The sequence below is a fragment of the Pseudomonas sp. NPDC085632 genome (genome assembly GCF_044541255.1).
GTDB lineage: Bacteria > Pseudomonadota > Gammaproteobacteria > Pseudomonadales > Pseudomonadaceae > Aquipseudomonas.
The window spans coordinates 38532-53429 of sequence record NZ_JBITSX010000046.1; the positions used below are offsets into that span (position 1 = coordinate 38532).

Consider the following 14898-nt stretch of genomic DNA (forward strand, 5'->3'; position numbering starts at 1 on the left):
TTTTGATACAGGAGTATATCCATGCTGGTCTTACGCCCAGTCGAACAGACTGATCTGCCCCAGCTCCAACAATTGGCCCGCGACAGTCTGGTGGGCGTGACCTCCCTGCCGGACGACAGCGAGCGCTTGCGCGCAAAAATCGCCGGTTCCTGCGCCTCGTTCGCCAGCGCGGCAGAGGCTAACGGCCCGGAGAACTACTTCTTCGTGCTGGAAGACCTGGACAGCCAACGGCTGGTCGGCTGCTCGGAGATTCTCGCGACGGCGGGTTTTGACGAGCCGTTCTACAGCCTGCGCAACCGCCATTTCACCAGTGCCTCACGCGAGCTGAACATCGAACACGGCGTGCCAGCGCTGTCGCTGTGTCACGACCTTAACGACCACACGCTGCTGCGCGGTTTTCATATCGACGCCACGCTGGTGCGTACGCCGTTCTCCGAGTTGCTGTCACGGGCGCGCCTGTTGTTCATCGCCGCCCATGCGCCGCGCTTTGCCGAGGCTGTGATTACCGAAATCGTCGGCTACAGCGACGAGGCCGGTCATTCGCCGTTCTGGGATGCGCTGGGCAAGCACTTCTTCGACCTGCCTTACGCGGAAGCCGAACGCTTGTGCGGGCTGCAAAGCCGCACGTTCCTCGCCGAACTGATGCCGCAATACCCGATCTACGTGCCGATGCTGCCGCAAGCGGCGCAAGACTGCATCGGTCGCATTCATCCGGACGGTCAGGAAGCGTTCGACATTCTTGAGCGTGAAGGCTTCGAAACCAATAGCTACATCGACCTGTTCGACGCTGGCCCGACCCTGTATGCGCGCACCTCGAATATCCGCTCGATTGCCCGCAGCCAGACTGCAACGGTGCAGCAACGGCCACAGATCGATGCCCGTGGCCGTTACCTGCTGGGCAATGACGCGCTGCACGGCTTTCGCGCGATCATGGCCGAACTCGATTATCAACCCGGTCAACCGCTGTCCCTCACCCCTGCGATATGTGCGGCGCTGAACGTGACCGATGGCAGCCCGATCCGGCTGATTGCCCTGTGAAACCCGCGCGGTTGCGCAGCCAACGACAGTGCCCGAACAGGCGCGCAGAAGGAGTTACAGCATGATTGTCCGCCCGGTCAAAGTCAGCGACCTGCCAGCCTTGATGGCGCTGGTGCAACAGGCCGGCCCGGGGTTCACCACCCTGCCGGCCAACGAAGACCGCCTGTCCCACCGGGTCCGCTGGGCGCAACGGGCGTTCGCCGAACAGGTCGAACGGGCCGACGCGGACTATCTGTTTGTGCTCGAAGACGACGACATGCGGGTAGTCGGCGTCAGCGCACTGGCCGGGGCGGTCGGCCTGCGCGAACCCTGGTACAACTATCGGGTCGGATTGACCGTCAGTTCGGCGCCGGATCTGGGTATTCAACGGCAGATCCCTACGCTGTTTCTCAACAACGAACTGACCGGCCAATCGGAGCTGTGCTCACTGTTTCTCGGTCATGATCAGCGCCACGGCAGCAATGGCCGCTTGTTGTCGCTGGGGCGTTTGCTGTTCGTTGCCGAGTTTCCGCACCTGTTCGGCGAGAAGATGATTGCCGAACTGCGCGGCAGTGCCGATGAACACGGTTGTTCGCCGTTCTGGGACAGTCTGGGCCGGCATTTCTTTCAAATGGACTTCAGCCATGCCGATCACTTGTCCGGGCTGGGTAACAAATCGTTCATCGCCGAACTGATGCCGCGCCAGCCGCTGTACACCTGCATGCTTACCGAACAGGCCCAAGCCGCCATCGGCCAGGCACACCCGAATACCGAGCCGGCATTGAAAATCCTCCAGGCCGAAGGGTTTACCCACAAAGGCTACATCGACATTTTCGACGGCGGCCCGGTGATCGAAGCACCGGTGCGCAGTATTCGCACCGTGCGTGAAAGCGTCGAATTGACCCTGAGCCTCGGCAGCCCGGATGAACAGGCGTCGCTGTGGCTGATTCACAACCGCCGTCTGGAAAACTGCCGCATCACCGTCGCCCGCGCCCGCCGGGTCGGCAGCAGCCTGGTCATCGACCGCCTCACCGCCAAGCGCCTGCAACTGCAACCGGGCAATTCGGTACGTGCGGCAATGCTGCCCAATCAACAGCAACAGGCGGTGGCGGCCTGACGGTCATCACCGCAAAAAAGGTAAATCCTTTCAGCAAAAGAATCCGCGACAACCTGTCCCTTGCAAATTCGTCATGATCATTGACCCATTCGCGTGATAGCCTTTTCATTCTTCGGCGTTGACACCTTTGTTCAAGCCTTTCCATTCCTTTGTATTGGTGGAACTCGTATGACCAGGCTTTCCCATCAAGATTTGCGCCGTAACTTCCGTCAACTGCTGGCCTCCGACACCTGCTATCACACGGCTTCGGTGTTCGATCCGATGTCGGCGCGGATTGCCGCTGACCTGGGTTTTGAAGTGGGGATCCTCGGCGGTTCCGTGGCCTCGTTGCAGGTGCTCGGTGCCCCGGACTTTGCCCTGATCACCCTCAGCGAGTTCGCGGAACAGGCCACCCGCATCGGCCGCGTCGCCCAATTGCCGGTGATCGCCGACGCCGACCACGGCTACGGCAACGCCCTCAACGTGATGCGCACCATCGTCGAACTGGAACGCGCCGGCGTCGCCGCCCTGACCATCGAAGACACCTTGCTGCCGGCCCAATTCGGGCGCAAATCCACCGACCTGATCACCGTCGCCGAAGGTGTCGGCAAGATCCGCGCGGCGCTGGAAGCCCGGGTTGATACGGAAATGGCGATCATCGCCCGTACCAACGCCGGCATCCTGCCGAACCAGGAAATCATCAGCCGCACTCGCCAGTACCAGGCGGCCGGGGCTGACGGCATCTGCATGGTCGGGATTCAGGATTTTGATCAACTCGAACAAATCGCCGAACACCTGACCGTACCGCTGATGCTGGTCACCTACGGCAACCCGGCGCTGCGCGACGACAAACGTCTGGCCGAGCTCGGTGTGCGTGTGACCATTGATGGGCATGGTGCTTATTTTGCGGCGATCAAAGCGACGTACGACAGCCTGCGCGAGCAGCGGCAGATTTTTACCCAGGCCTCCGATCTGAGCGCAACCGAATTGACCCACACCTATACCCAGCCGGAGGAATACATTCTCTGGGCCAAGGAATACATGAGCGTCAAGGAGTGATGGGCTGACCGGGCTGACGCCATCGCTGGCAAGCCAGGCTCCCACAGGTTATGCGGTTCGACATCAATTGATGGTTCAACACCAAACCCTGTGGGAGCTGGCTTGCCAGCGATGAGGTCTGCCGCTACACCGCTAAACCGGTGTCTTGTAAGCCTCCTCCCGCTGCAGCGCCCGCGCCTGAATCACATTCAGAATCGCACAGCCCTCGCGCATCAACAGATGCCCACTTTCCCACAAAAGCCCCTCACCCTAGCCCTCTCCCAGAGGGAGAGGGAACTGATTGGGGGATGCTTGGGAGCTACGCCGACGTGAGAGACCGCGCTGAATCCGACTTTGAGTTCAAGCTGATCTTTCAGGCCGCCGTGTTAATCACAAACAACACGGTCAGTCCCCTCCCGGGGGGAGAGGGAACTGATTGGGGGATGCTCTGGATCTACGCCGACGTGAGAGACCGCGTTGAATGCGAATTTGCATTCAACTTGATCTGCCGGTTGCCACATGGACCACAAACAACACGGTCAGTCCCCTCTCCCTCTGGGAGAGGGTTAGGGTGAGGGGCCGATTTATCTGGCACCCCGCCGACCTCATCACACCGCAAACCACCTCACCGCGGCTTAATGATCATTCCCACGCTCCGCGTGGGAATGCGGCCCGGGACGCTCTGCGTCCCACACAAAGCGAACGCGGAGCGTCCGTTGAGGCATTCCCACGCAGAGCGTGGGAACGATCGCTACCTCAACGCGGTTTGCCCAACTCCATAATCATCCGCGACAACAGATAAATCCGCGGCGCCACGCTCGCCACTTCAGCGTATTCCTCCGGCGTGTGAATATTGCCACCAACAATCCCGAAACCATCCAGCGTCGGCGTGCCGACTCCAGCGGACAGACTGGCATCCGCCGCGCCGCCACTGCCCTCCTCAGTCAATTTGCGGCCAATCTCACCATAAATCCCCTGAGCCATGGCCATCAGACGATCCGACTCCGGCGTCTGCGGCATCGGTGGCAAGCCGCGTTGCAATGAAGTCTTCACTTCTGTCTCAGCAATCAGCTTGTCCTGCGACACCCGCGCCAGATCTTTCTCGATCCGGTCGAACTCCTCCGGCACCGCCGCGCGCACGTCGGCCTTGGCCGTGGCTTGATCGGGAATCACGTTGGTGCGGTCACCGGCCTTGAGCACGGTGAAGTTGATGGTGGTCTTCTTCGCCTCATCACCGAGTTTGCCCAGTTGCAGAATCTGATGCGCCGCCTCCATCGCGGCGTTGCGTCCCAACTCCGGCGCAACGCCCGCATGCGCGGCTTTACCCTTGACCTCGACCAGCGCCGTCGCGCTGCCCTTGCGCCACACCACCAGGCCATCGGCCGGGCGGCCCGGCTCCAGGTTGAGGGTCACGTCGTGCTGTTTGGCGGTTTTCTTGATCAGGTCGGTGGCGACGTCCGAGCCGGTTTCTTCACTGGCGTCGAGCAGGAAGGTGATTTGCGCGTAGTCCTTGAAGTCGAGGTTTTTCAGGACTTTCAGCGCATAGATCCCGGCGACGATGCCGCCCTTGTCATCCATCACCCCCGGGCCGTAAGCACGACCGTCCTTGATGTGGAATGGCCGCTCGGCCGCCGAACCTTCCTTGAACACCGTGTCCATGTGCGCCATCAGCAGGATTTTTGCCTTGCCGGTACCTTTCAGCGTCGCGAGTACATGGTTGGATTTTTCCGGGGTGTTGGGCACCAGTTCGATGGTGGCGCCGAGTTTTTTCAGCTCATCGATGGCGATGTCGCTGACTTGCTTGAGGCCGGGCTCATAGCCGGAACCGGAGTCGATATTGACCAGCCGCTCCAGCAGTTTCAGGGCTTCTGGCTGGTATTGCTCGGCATCGGCGAGCACTTGTTTGTGCGATTCGGCAAAGGCGTTGGCAGCCGAGAAAGCGAGAGACAGGCCGAGGCTGGCGGCCAGCAGGGAGCGAGAAAATGAGAACGTCATGAAGCGATCCTTGTTTCGCGTCGGGGGGATTTAACCGTACCCGACATCGGCGCGAGGCTCTACACCGAATGCGACATCTCCCTGACCACCAGCGAACACGTGTAGGAGCTGCCGAAGGCTGCGATCTTTTGATCTTGCTTTTGATTTAGAAAGACCAGAGTCAAAAGATCGCAGCCTTCGGCAGCTCCTACAGAGGGTGTGGGGTATAGCGATCAAACCGAATCCAGCAACGTCCGCCGAGGCTTGTCATCGCAATTGCAGATCACCCGATTACGCCCGCTCGCCTTGGCCTCGTACAACGCCTGATCGGCATCATTGAGCCAGCGTGTCGCGTCGGCATGCGCCGGATCGTACGCCGCCAGGCCGATACTCAAACTGACCTTCAACGCCGGATTCTGCTCATAGCCCAGAAGCGCAAAGCGCTCACGCAACGCTTCCATCGCCTGCGCGGCGTTGAACAACGGCAGTTCCGGCAGAATCACGCAGAACTCATCACCGCCGTAGCGCCCGGCCACATCGGTCGCCCGCAGGTTCTGCTTGAGCAACTTGCTCAACTGGCGCAGCACGATGTCGCCGGCGACGTGGCCGTATGTGTCGTTGATCGCCTTGAAATGATCGATGTCGATCAACGCAATCGCCGCGCCCTGTTTCTGCCGTTTGCAGCGCTGAAAAGCAATCTCCAGTTGATCCTTCCAGGCGCCGTGATTGAGCAGCCCGGTCAGGCTGTCGGTGCGGCTCAGGGCAAGCAATTCGCGTTTATGTCGACCGAGGGTGTAGGCCTGCCGAAAGCAGATCCAGCCCAGCGCCAACGGGTACAGCAGCAGTAACGGGAAACAGGCGTACATTTGCGCAGGCGAGGTCTGCGGAACGAATGCCGGAGCAAAAACCACCAGCCCGACGCCGACCCCGAGCAACTGCGCCGCAGAACCTGCCAATAGAAAGCGTGAACCACCGATAGCGACGTTGTTCATCGCCATCATCGAAATGGTCGTGGCCGTGGGCAACGGATTGAAATGCATGGCGGCAAGCCAAAAGCCGCCGAAAAAGGCGTCGATCAACAGATTGCGATGTTCAGCGTGGTAAGGAACCCTGGAGCGACGTGCCCATTGAAACGCCAGATGCGGCCAGACCAGGCCGTTGAAGAGCATCAGAGCCCAGACCCACAGCGGCGGATCCAGCGCATACATCGCAACGGATACACACAGCAGCCCAAGCAACAGCCCGAGGGTTCGCGACGTATAAAGCCTCCTGGCCAATGAAAGTCCCTTTCCTCCCGTATTTCCCATGAGGACCTCGATCACGCACACCGCAGGACGGATGTGATGGGAGTCTATCAGGGCGACGTTAAATAGCCATCACCGGCCAGCGGGCTGAATAGAGCGACATCAGGGCCACACGCCGTGCAAATATTTGGCTATACATGAAAGGAGCAAAATGGAAAAACAACTATAAGAAGGAGGCCCATGCACACCTATCACGTGTTGATCATCGGCAGCGGTTTTGGCGGTCAATCTGCTGCGGTCAATCTGCTCAAGGCCGGAATCGACGATTTCCGCCTGCTGGAGCGAAGGGACTTCTTTGGCGGCACCTGGTGCCAGAACACCTACCCCGGCGCGGCGGTGGACGTGCCGTCGCCGCTGTACTCGCTGTCGTTTGCGCCGTACCGCTGGTCGCAGATGTTCGCCGGGCAGGCCGAACTGCAGCGCTACACCGAGCATGTCATCGAGCAATTCGGTCTGCGCGAACGCGTGGAACTGCAAGCCGATGTCGAGCGTGTCGAATGGGACGACACGGAAAAACGCTGGAACGTGTACACCGGCAGCAAAGGAATATTCCATGCGCAGTTCCTGATCAATGCCACCGGGCCGCTGAGCCAGCCGGTCATCCCACACTTCCCCGGTCGAGATCGCTTTCAAGGCAAGACTTTTCATACAAACAACTGGGATCACAGCTACGACTATCGCGATAAACGCGTGGCCATCGTTGGCAGCGGCGCCAGTGCGGTGCAAGTGATTCCGGCCATTGCGGAACAGGTCGAGCAACTGCACGTGTTTCAACGCACGCCGCATTGGGTGCTGCCCCGCGCCGATCGCCAGTTCGGGCCGTTACAGCGCTGGCTGCTGGGCCAGAAACCCGCCTACAAACTATTGCGCTGGCTGATTTACTGGCAATTCGAAACCCGGGTCATCGCCTTCAAATATTCAAAAGCGGCGATTCACCTGGTGCAACAGCACGCCCTGCGTTTTCTCAAACGCCAGGTGCCGGACCCGGTGCTGCAAGAAAAACTCACCCCGGACTTCACCATCGGCTGCAAACGGGTGCTGGTGTCCAGCACGTATTACCCGGCGCTGAGCCGTCCCAACGTCACCTTGCATACCCGCGAGCAAGGCATCGCTTCCATCGACGAAACCGGCATTAACACTCAGGACGGCCAGCACATTGATGTTGATCTGATCGTCTGGTCGACCGGTTACGACGCCACCGACGGGGTGATTTCCTACCCGGTCAGCGGAAAAAACGCCGTGCAGCTCAGAGATGTCTGGGCGCAATACCCGCGTGCGTATCTGGGCACCAGCCTGCCGGACTTTCCTAACCTGTTTATCGTTACCGGGCCCAACACCGGCATCGGCCACACCTCGGCGCTGTTCATCATCGAATCGCAGATGAACTACATCCTCGACTGCATCCGCACCGTGCAGGCCAAAGGCCTGCGCAGCATCGAAGTGCGCCCCGAAGCGGAACGTACCTACACTGAGATGATTCACCGGGAGATGGAGCGCACGGTCTGGAAGTCCGGCGGCTGCCACAGTTGGTATCAAAGCAAGAGCGGTCATGTGATCGCGATGTTTCCCGGCTTCAGTTTCAGCTATCACCGCTTGACCCGAGCGCTGAAACCGGCCGACCACATTCTGTCCTGAACACGTAAAAGGAAGACGTCGATGCTTTTGCTGTTTGTCGCCCTCGCGGTTTTCGTGGCCTGGAGCTGGTTGAGTTATCCGGCGGTCGGCCATTGGCTGTATGACCTGAACATGGCCATCGAGGCCAAGTTGTACAAATTGCACAAGATCGAAGTGCCAATCGCCGAGATGACCGTCTCGACCTGGCAGGGTGGGCCGTATGAAGCGGCGAGCGCGATTCTGATGTTGCATGGCTACAGCGCCGACAAAAACCTGTGGCTGCGCTTTTCCCGGCACTTCGTGCGCCAGTATCGGGTGATCATCCCGGACCTCGCCGGTCACGGTGAAACCGGCTTCAAGGCTGGCGGCGGCTATGACATCCCGCTGCAAGCCAAACGCATGATCCAGTTGCTCGATGTCTGCGGCGTGGAGAAAGTCCATGTGATCGGCAACTCGATGGGCGGTTACATCGCGGCGTGGCTGGCGGCGACTTATCCCGACCGCATCGCTTCGGTGGCATTGATCGACCCGGCGGGCGTCACCGCGCCGGAGGCCAGCGACATGGAGCGGCATCTGGCGCGCGGGCATAACCCGTTTCTGATCAACTCCCGGGAGGAGTTTCGCCAGTTTTACGCGATGACCATGGAATCACCACCGTGGGTGCCGAACCTGGTGCTGGACGCGATCGCCCAGCGTTACGAACAACAACGCGATGAACTCGAGGAGATCTTCCGCGATTTTCGCGCCAGCCCGCCGATGGAGCCGAAACTCGCCGACATCAAATGCCCGGCGCTGTTGCTCTGGGGGCGCAAGGACCGGCTGATCGATGTCAGCAGTGTGCCGGTGTGGAGCAAGGGCATCGCCAATTTGCGCGTGGATGTCTGGGACCATGTCGGGCACATGCCGATGGTCGAACAGCCGGGGAACACTGCGCGGCTTTATCGCGAGTTTTTGGGAAGCCAAAGATGACAAAGCACCCAGCTCCTGATCGTTCCCACGCTCTGCGTGGTAATGCCTCAAGGGACGCTCCGCGTCCAGTGACGCGGAGCGTCACGGGCTGCATTCCCACGCAGAGCGTGGGAACGATCACGGGTAAGGGCCTGAGATGAACATTCTTTATGACGAACGCCTCGACGGCCCGCTGCCGCAGGTGAACAAAGCCGAATTCCTCAAGTCATTGCAGCAAACGCTGCCAGACCTCGATATCTTGTGGCGCGAGGACGAACTCAAACCCTACGAATGCGATGGCCTCTCCGCTTACCGCACCACGCCGATGCTGGTCGCCCTGCCCCGACGACTTGAGCAAGTGCAAACCCTGCTCAAACTCTGCCATGAAAAAAACGTCCCGGTGGTTGCCCGTGGCGCCGGCACCGGGTTGTCCGGCGGCGCCTTGCCGCTGGAACAAGGCCTGCTGCTGGTGATGGCGCGCTTCAACAATATTCTGCACATCGACCCCGCCGCTCGCGCTGCGCGGGTTCAACCGGGGGTGCGCAATCTGGCGATTTCCCAGGCAGCGGCGCCCTTCGGCCTGTATTACGCGCCGGATCCTTCGTCGCAGATCGCCTGCTCGATCGGCGGCAACGTCGCGGAAAACGCCGGTGGCGTGCATTGCCTCAAGTACGGATTGACCGTGCACAACCTGCTGAAAATCGAAGTGCTGACCATCGAAGGCGAACGCCTGACCCTCGGTTCGGATGCGCTCGATTCAGCCGGTTTCGATCTGCTCGCGTTGTTTACTGGTTCTGAAGGCCTGCTGGGGATCATCACCGAAGTCACGGTCAAACTGCTGCCCAAACCTCAGGTGGCGAAAGTCCTGCTGGCCTCTTTCGACTCCGTGGAAAAGGCTGGCCGCGCGGTCGCCGAGATCATCGCGGCGGGGATCATTCCCGGCGGCCTGGAGATGATGGACAACCTCGCCATTCGCGCCGCCGAAGATTTCATCCACGCCGGTTACCCGGTCGATGCCGAGGCGATTCTGCTGTGCGAACTCGATGGCGTCGAAGCCGACGTCCACGACGATTGCCAACGGGTGCGCGAGGTCATGACCGTGGCCGGCGCCACCGAAGTGCGTCAGGCCCGCGACGAAGCCGAGCGCGTGCGCTTCTGGGCGGGACGCAAAAATGCCTTTCCAGCAATCGGCCGTTTGTCACCGGACTATTACTGCATGGACGGCACCATCCCGCGCCGCGAATTGCCCGGGGTTCTGCAAGGCATCGCCCGCCTCGGCGAAGAATACGGTTTGCGCGTGGCCAACGTGTTCCATGCCGGCGACGGCAACATGCACCCGCTGATTCTGTTCGACGCCAATCAACCCGGCGAACTGCACCGCGCCGAAGCCTTGGGCGGCAAGATCCTCGAACTGTGCGTGCAGGTCGGCGGCAGCATCACCGGTGAACACGGCGTCGGCCGCGAGAAAATCAATCAGATGTGCGCGCAGTTCAACAACGACGAACTAAGCCTGTTCCATGCAGTAAAAGCCGCGTTCGACCCACAAGGCCTGCTCAACCCCGGCAAGAACATTCCGACCCTGCACCGCTGCGCCGAATTCGGCGCCATGCACATTCACGCCGGGCAATTGCCGTTCCCCGAACTGGAGCGCTTCTGATGGCCGATGTCGATGCCGCCAGCGCCCTGCTCGATCAGGTCAACGAAGCGCGGGCCAATGCCACGCCGCTGAAAATTCAGGGTGGCAACAGCAAAGCGTTCCTCGGCCGCGAGGTGGCGGGTGAAGTGCTCGACACCCGCGCCCACTGCGGCATCGTGCGATACGAGCCGACCGAACTGGTGATCACCGCGCGCGCCGGCACACGTTTGTCCGAGCTGCTGGCGGCGCTGGATGCTGCCGGACAAATGCTGCCCTGCGAGCCGCCGGCATTCGATGAAGGCGCTACCGTCGGCGGCATGATCGCCACGGGTTTGTCCGGACCACGACGGCCATGGTCCGGCTCGGTGCGCGACTTTGTCCTCGGCACGCGAGTCATCACCGGCCTCGGTCAGCACCTGCGTTTCGGCGGCGAAGTGATGAAAAACGTCGCCGGTTATGACCTGTCGCGGCTGATGGCCGGCAGTTACGGCTGCCTCGGCGTGCTCACCGAGGTCTCGCTGAAAGTCCTGCCGAAACCGCGCCAGTGCCTGAGCATTCGCCTCGATATGGACTGCGCGCGGGCACTGGCCAAGCTTGCCGAATGGGGCCAGCAACCGTTGCCAATCAGTGCCGCGTGCCACGATGGCCAGAGCCTGTACCTGCGTCTTGAAGGCGGCGAAGGCTCAGTGACGGCGGCACATCAACGCCTCGGCGGTGAGCCGCTGGACTCGCAGTTCTGGGGTGATCTGAATGAGCAGCGGCTAGATTTTTTCGATGAGGGCCGGCCGTTGTGGCGCTTGTCATTACCGAACAATCTCGGGCCACTGGACTTGCCCGGCGAGCAGTTGCTCGACTGGGCCGGCGCGCAACGCTGGCTGAAATCCGATGCGGCGCACATCCACATCCTTGCGCAGGAACTGGGCGGCCACGCCACCTGCTTCAGCCATGGCGCCAGCGATACGCCGTTCCAGCCATTGCCCGCGACGCTGTTGCGCTATCACCGGCAACTCAAGGCCCAACTCGATCCGCAAGGGCTGTTCAACCCCGGGCGCATGTACGCGGAGTTCTAGCCATGCAAACCACCCTCAGCGAACAGTCCCGGCAACTGCCCCGCGCCGCCGAGGCGGAAAAGATTCTGCGCACCTGCGTGCATTGTGGCTTTTGCAATGCGACCTGCCCGACCTATCAGTTGCTCGGCGATGAACTCGATGGCCCGCGCGGGCGTATCTACTTGATCAAGCAAGTGCTCGAAGGCGCGCCGGCAACCGCGCAAACACAACTGCACCTGGACCGCTGCCTGTCATGCCGCAACTGCGAAACCACCTGCCCGTCCGGCGTCGACTATCACAACCTGCTCGACATCGGCCGCGCGGTGGTCGATCACGCGGTGCCACGTCCGGCGGCGCAGCGTCTGTTGCGCGAAGGTTTGCGCGCATTGGCGCCGAATCCAGGGTTGTTCAAAGGCTTGCTGCGGGTGGGCACGACGTTTCGGCCGCTGTTGCCGCGCTTGCTTGAAAGCAAACTGCCGCAGCATCTACCGTTTTCCGGTTTGCGCCCCGCCCCGCGTCATGCCCGGCGGGTGTTGTTATTGGAAGGCTGCGTGCAACCGGGTTTGTCGCCGAACACCAATGACGCCACGGCGCGGGTGCTGGATCGCTTGGGCATCAGTGTTACCCCGGTGGCCGAGGCCGGTTGTTGTGGTGCTTTGGACTACCACCTCGACGCACAAGCCAAGGGCCTCGACCGCGCCCGGCAGAACATCGATGCCTGGTGGCCGCACCTGCAAAACGGCGCCGAAGCGATTGTGCAGACCGCCAGCGGTTGCGGCGCATTCATCAAGGATTACGGGCATTTGCTAGCGAACGATCCGGTGTATGCGGCCAAGGCCCGGGAAATCAGCGAGCGGACGCTGGATCTGGTGCAGATACTCGATCGGGAACCGCTGGAAAAAGTCTGCGCGGCGAGCGAGCGACGGATTGCCGTGCATTGCCCGTGTACGTTGCAGCACGCTTTGAAACTGGGCGGCGCGGTGGAAGCTGTGCTGACGCGCCTGGGTTTCAATCTCACCGCCGTGCCCGACGGCCATTTGTGCTGCGGCTCGGCAGGTACGTATTCGCTGACACAACCAGTGCTGGCCCGGCAACTGCGCGACAACCGCCTCAATGCGCTGGAGAGTGGCCGCCCTGAGCTGATCGTCACTTCCAACGTCGGCTGCCAGAGCCATCTGGCCAGCGCCGGACGCACGCGGGTGATGCACTGGATCGAACTGGTGGATCAGTCGTTGGCAGAATGAAGTTCGTAGGATTCTTCGTTTGCCCGCGTGCGAGAAGGCTGCGATCTTTTCCCTCATCCATTCCGTGACCGTGGCAGGAATTTTTTTCATGACCGTGCAGCCGTTCGTCAGCCCCGACCTGATCCGCCAACGCTTCTCCAAAGCGATGTCCGACATGTACCGCGAAGAAGTGCCGCTGTACGGCGCGCTGATGGTGTTGGTGGAACAGACCAACCGCGAAGTGCTTGCACGTCAGCCGGACATCGCCCGGCAGCTCGACAGCACCGGTGAAATCCAACGGCTGGACATGGAGCGCCATGGCGCCATCCGGGTCGGCACCGCCACCGAACTGGCCATCCTCGCCCGTCTGTTTGCGGTGATGGGCATGCAACCGGTGGGTTATTACGACCTGACTCCGGCGGGCGTGCCAGTGCATTCCACGGCATTTCGCGCGGTGCATGAGGAGGCGCTGCAAGTCAGCCCGTTTCGGGTGTTTACGTCGCTGTTGCGCCTGGAATTGATTGAAGATCCGCAACTGCGCGCCTTTGCCGAATCCGTGTTGGCCCAGCGTTCGATCTTTACCGCTGAAGCATTACGCCTGATCGCGCAGGCTGAAACCGCGGGCGGATTGAATGAAAGCGAGGCCGAGGCATTCGTCCTGCAGGCATTGGAAACCTTTCGCTGGCATCACAGCGCCACGGTTACTGCCGCGCAATACCAGACTTTAAGCGCCCAACACCGTTTGATCGCCGACGTGGTCGCGTTCAAAGGCCCGCACATCAATCACCTGACGCCGCGCACGCTGGACATCGACCGCGTGCAGGAGCAAATGCCAGCCCATGGCATCACCCCGAAAGCAGTCATCGAAGGCCCGCCGCGCCGGCAGTGCCCGATCCTCTTGCGCCAAACCAGTTTCAAAGCGCTGGACGAGCCGATCGCCTTCACCGATCAGAACCAGACCCGTGGCAGCCACAGCGCGCGATTCGGCGAAATCGAACAGCGCGGCGCGGCACTCACCCCCAAAGGCCGGGCGTTGTATGACCGCTTGCTGAATGCCGCGCGCGATGAACTCGGTGACTTCCCCAACGAAGCCAACGCCGTACGTTACAACGCGCTGATGGCTCAGCACTTTGGCGAATTTCCTGACAGTGTCGAGGGCATGCGAGAACAAGGGTTGGCGTACTTTCGTTATTTCGCCACGGAAAAAGGTCTGGCTGCTGGAGGGCTTGGACAGTCGTCACTGGAGGACTTGTTGCGCGATGGTTATGTGAAAGCGGAACCGTTGGTGTACGAAGATTTCCTGCCGGTGAGTGCTGCGGGGATTTTTCAGTCGAACCTAGGCGATGCGGCGCAGGCGCATTATGGCGAGCATTCCAATCGGCAAGCCTTCCAGCAGGCGCTGGGGCGCACGACCATTGATGAGTTGGGGTTGTATGCGGCGACGCAGCAGCGTTCGATCGATGAGTGTCTGACACAACTTACGCGTTGAAAAATCAAAAGATCGCAGCCTGCGGCAGCTCCTACAGAGGAAATGCATTCCAAATGTAGGAGCTGCCGAAGGCTGCGATCTTTTGATCTAAAAGCCTTGATGCAACCGCTTCAGACAAATGAAGGCATCTGGCCACTGTGCGCAAGAAGTTGCGCACTTGTTTTGCAAAAAAGCCTGATAAAACCGCTGAGAGCCGCGCTGTACAAGGCCTGCAGCCAAGTGCGCAAGAAGTTGCGCAGTACTGCGCAACTTCTTGCGCACTTTGGTATTGGGCGAACGCTTTTTTTCGCACAAGCGCCTGAAAAATCAGACAAACACCCCGGCCCGCATGGTCGCCACAATTGTTGGCACGCTCCTTGATAACAGTCAGGCACCCACCGGGCGATTTCGCCTCCCGGGCACCTTAAATTATTCCGCAAGGAGAGCACCCCATGGCAACACCAGCGTACATGTCGGTTACCGGCGAAAAACAAGGCCTGATCACTGCAGGCGCTTTCACCGCTGACTCCG

The 14898-nt window shown here is 60.7% G+C and carries 11 protein-coding genes and 1 pseudogene; 10 read left to right on the forward strand and 2 right to left on the reverse strand.

Annotated features, from left to right (window positions below; all coding sequences use genetic code 11):
* Positions 1-21: 21 nt before the first annotated feature.
* From ACIF4X_RS23210 to ACIF4X_RS23220, 3 genes are all read left to right on the forward strand, one after another.
* Entirely contained in the window at positions 22-1038 is a 1017-nt protein-coding gene (locus ACIF4X_RS23210) for an arginine N-succinyltransferase (RefSeq protein WP_397483886.1), read from the forward strand.
* A gap of 61 nt (positions 1039-1099) precedes the next feature.
* Positions 1100-2134 carry an arginine N-succinyltransferase gene (gene astA, locus ACIF4X_RS23215; protein ID WP_397483887.1) on the forward strand — a complete coding sequence of 345 codons (1035 nt, stop codon included), beginning with the start codon at positions 1100-1102 and terminating at the stop codon, positions 2132-2134.
* A gap of 168 nt (positions 2135-2302) precedes the next feature.
* The gene (locus ACIF4X_RS23220) at positions 2303-3172 is read left to right on the forward strand and encodes an oxaloacetate decarboxylase (RefSeq protein ID WP_007919546.1); all 870 of its coding nucleotides are present in this window, start codon (positions 2303-2305) and stop codon (positions 3170-3172) included.
* 735 nt (positions 3173-3907) lie between these two features.
* On the opposite strand, the gene ACIF4X_RS23225 is transcribed toward ACIF4X_RS23220, so the two are convergent.
* Positions 3908-5146 (reverse strand): M20/M25/M40 family metallo-hydrolase, encoded by a 1239-nt coding sequence (locus ACIF4X_RS23225; RefSeq protein WP_397483888.1) that lies wholly within the window; start codon positions 5144-5146, stop codon positions 3908-3910.
* 212 nt (positions 5147-5358) lie between these two features.
* Positions 5359-6432, reverse strand: a complete 1074-nt coding sequence (locus tag ACIF4X_RS23230; protein WP_397483889.1) for a diguanylate cyclase — start codon at positions 6430-6432, stop codon at positions 5359-5361.
* Between the two features lie 177 nt (positions 6433-6609).
* Here ACIF4X_RS23230 and ACIF4X_RS23235 point away from each other — a divergent pair, with 177 nt between their 5' ends.
* From ACIF4X_RS23235 to ACIF4X_RS23265, 7 genes and pseudogenes are all read left to right on the forward strand, one after another.
* Complete coding sequence (locus ACIF4X_RS23235; protein ID WP_397483890.1) at positions 6610-8064, forward strand: flavin-containing monooxygenase; 1455 nt, start codon at positions 6610-6612, stop codon at positions 8062-8064.
* 21 nt (positions 8065-8085) lie between these two features.
* The gene (locus tag ACIF4X_RS23240; protein WP_242206552.1) at positions 8086-9012 is read left to right on the forward strand and encodes an alpha/beta fold hydrolase; all 927 of its coding nucleotides are present in this window, start codon (positions 8086-8088) and stop codon (positions 9010-9012) included.
* Positions 9013-9148: 136 nt separating this feature from the next.
* A complete protein-coding gene (glcD, locus tag ACIF4X_RS23245) occupies positions 9149-10648 on the forward strand; it encodes a glycolate oxidase subunit GlcD (protein WP_397483891.1) in 1500 nt (499 codons plus the stop codon).
* The gene (glcE, locus tag ACIF4X_RS23250; RefSeq protein WP_397483892.1) at positions 10648-11697 is read left to right on the forward strand and encodes a glycolate oxidase subunit GlcE; all 1050 of its coding nucleotides are present in this window, start codon (positions 10648-10650) and stop codon (positions 11695-11697) included. Before glcD ends, glcE begins: the two co-directional genes overlap by 1 nt.
* A gap of 2 nt (positions 11698-11699) precedes the next feature.
* Complete coding sequence (glcF, locus tag ACIF4X_RS23255; protein ID WP_397483893.1) at positions 11700-12920, forward strand: glycolate oxidase subunit GlcF; 1221 nt, start codon at positions 11700-11702, stop codon at positions 12918-12920.
* Positions 12921-13008: 88 nt separating this feature from the next.
* Entirely contained in the window at positions 13009-14388 is a 1380-nt protein-coding gene (locus tag ACIF4X_RS23260) for a VOC family protein (RefSeq protein ID WP_397483894.1), read from the forward strand.
* 431 nt (positions 14389-14819) lie between these two features.
* Positions 14820-14898 (forward strand): annotated as a pseudogene (locus ACIF4X_RS23265) (type VI secretion system tube protein Hcp); the annotation flags it as partial.

What these genes read in the sequence shown, in the direction of transcription:
- ACIF4X_RS23210 (WP_397483886.1), top strand. Translation starts at nt 22, where the DNA reads ATGCTGGTCTTACGCCCAGTCGAACAGACTGATCTGCCCCAGCTCCAA.
- astA (WP_397483887.1), top strand. Translation starts at nt 1,100, where the DNA reads ATGATTGTCCGCCCGGTCAAAGTCAGCGACCTGCCAGCCTTGATGGCG.
- ACIF4X_RS23220 (WP_007919546.1), top strand. Translation starts at nt 2,303, where the DNA reads ATGACCAGGCTTTCCCATCAAGATTTGCGCCGTAACTTCCGTCAACTG.
- ACIF4X_RS23225 (WP_397483888.1), bottom strand. Translation starts at nt 5,146, where the DNA reads ATGACGTTCTCATTTTCTCGCTCCCTGCTGGCCGCCAGCCTCGGCCTG.
- ACIF4X_RS23230 (WP_397483889.1), bottom strand. Translation starts at nt 6,432, where the DNA reads ATGGGAAATACGGGAGGAAAGGGACTTTCATTGGCCAGGAGGCTTTAT.
- ACIF4X_RS23235 (WP_397483890.1), top strand. Translation starts at nt 6,610, where the DNA reads ATGCACACCTATCACGTGTTGATCATCGGCAGCGGTTTTGGCGGTCAA.
- ACIF4X_RS23240 (WP_242206552.1), top strand. Translation starts at nt 8,086, where the DNA reads ATGCTTTTGCTGTTTGTCGCCCTCGCGGTTTTCGTGGCCTGGAGCTGG.
- glcD (WP_397483891.1), top strand. Translation starts at nt 9,149, where the DNA reads ATGAACATTCTTTATGACGAACGCCTCGACGGCCCGCTGCCGCAGGTG.
- glcE (WP_397483892.1), top strand. Translation starts at nt 10,648, where the DNA reads ATGGCCGATGTCGATGCCGCCAGCGCCCTGCTCGATCAGGTCAACGAA.
- glcF (WP_397483893.1), top strand. Translation starts at nt 11,700, where the DNA reads ATGCAAACCACCCTCAGCGAACAGTCCCGGCAACTGCCCCGCGCCGCC.
- ACIF4X_RS23260 (WP_397483894.1), top strand. Translation starts at nt 13,009, where the DNA reads ATGACCGTGCAGCCGTTCGTCAGCCCCGACCTGATCCGCCAACGCTTC.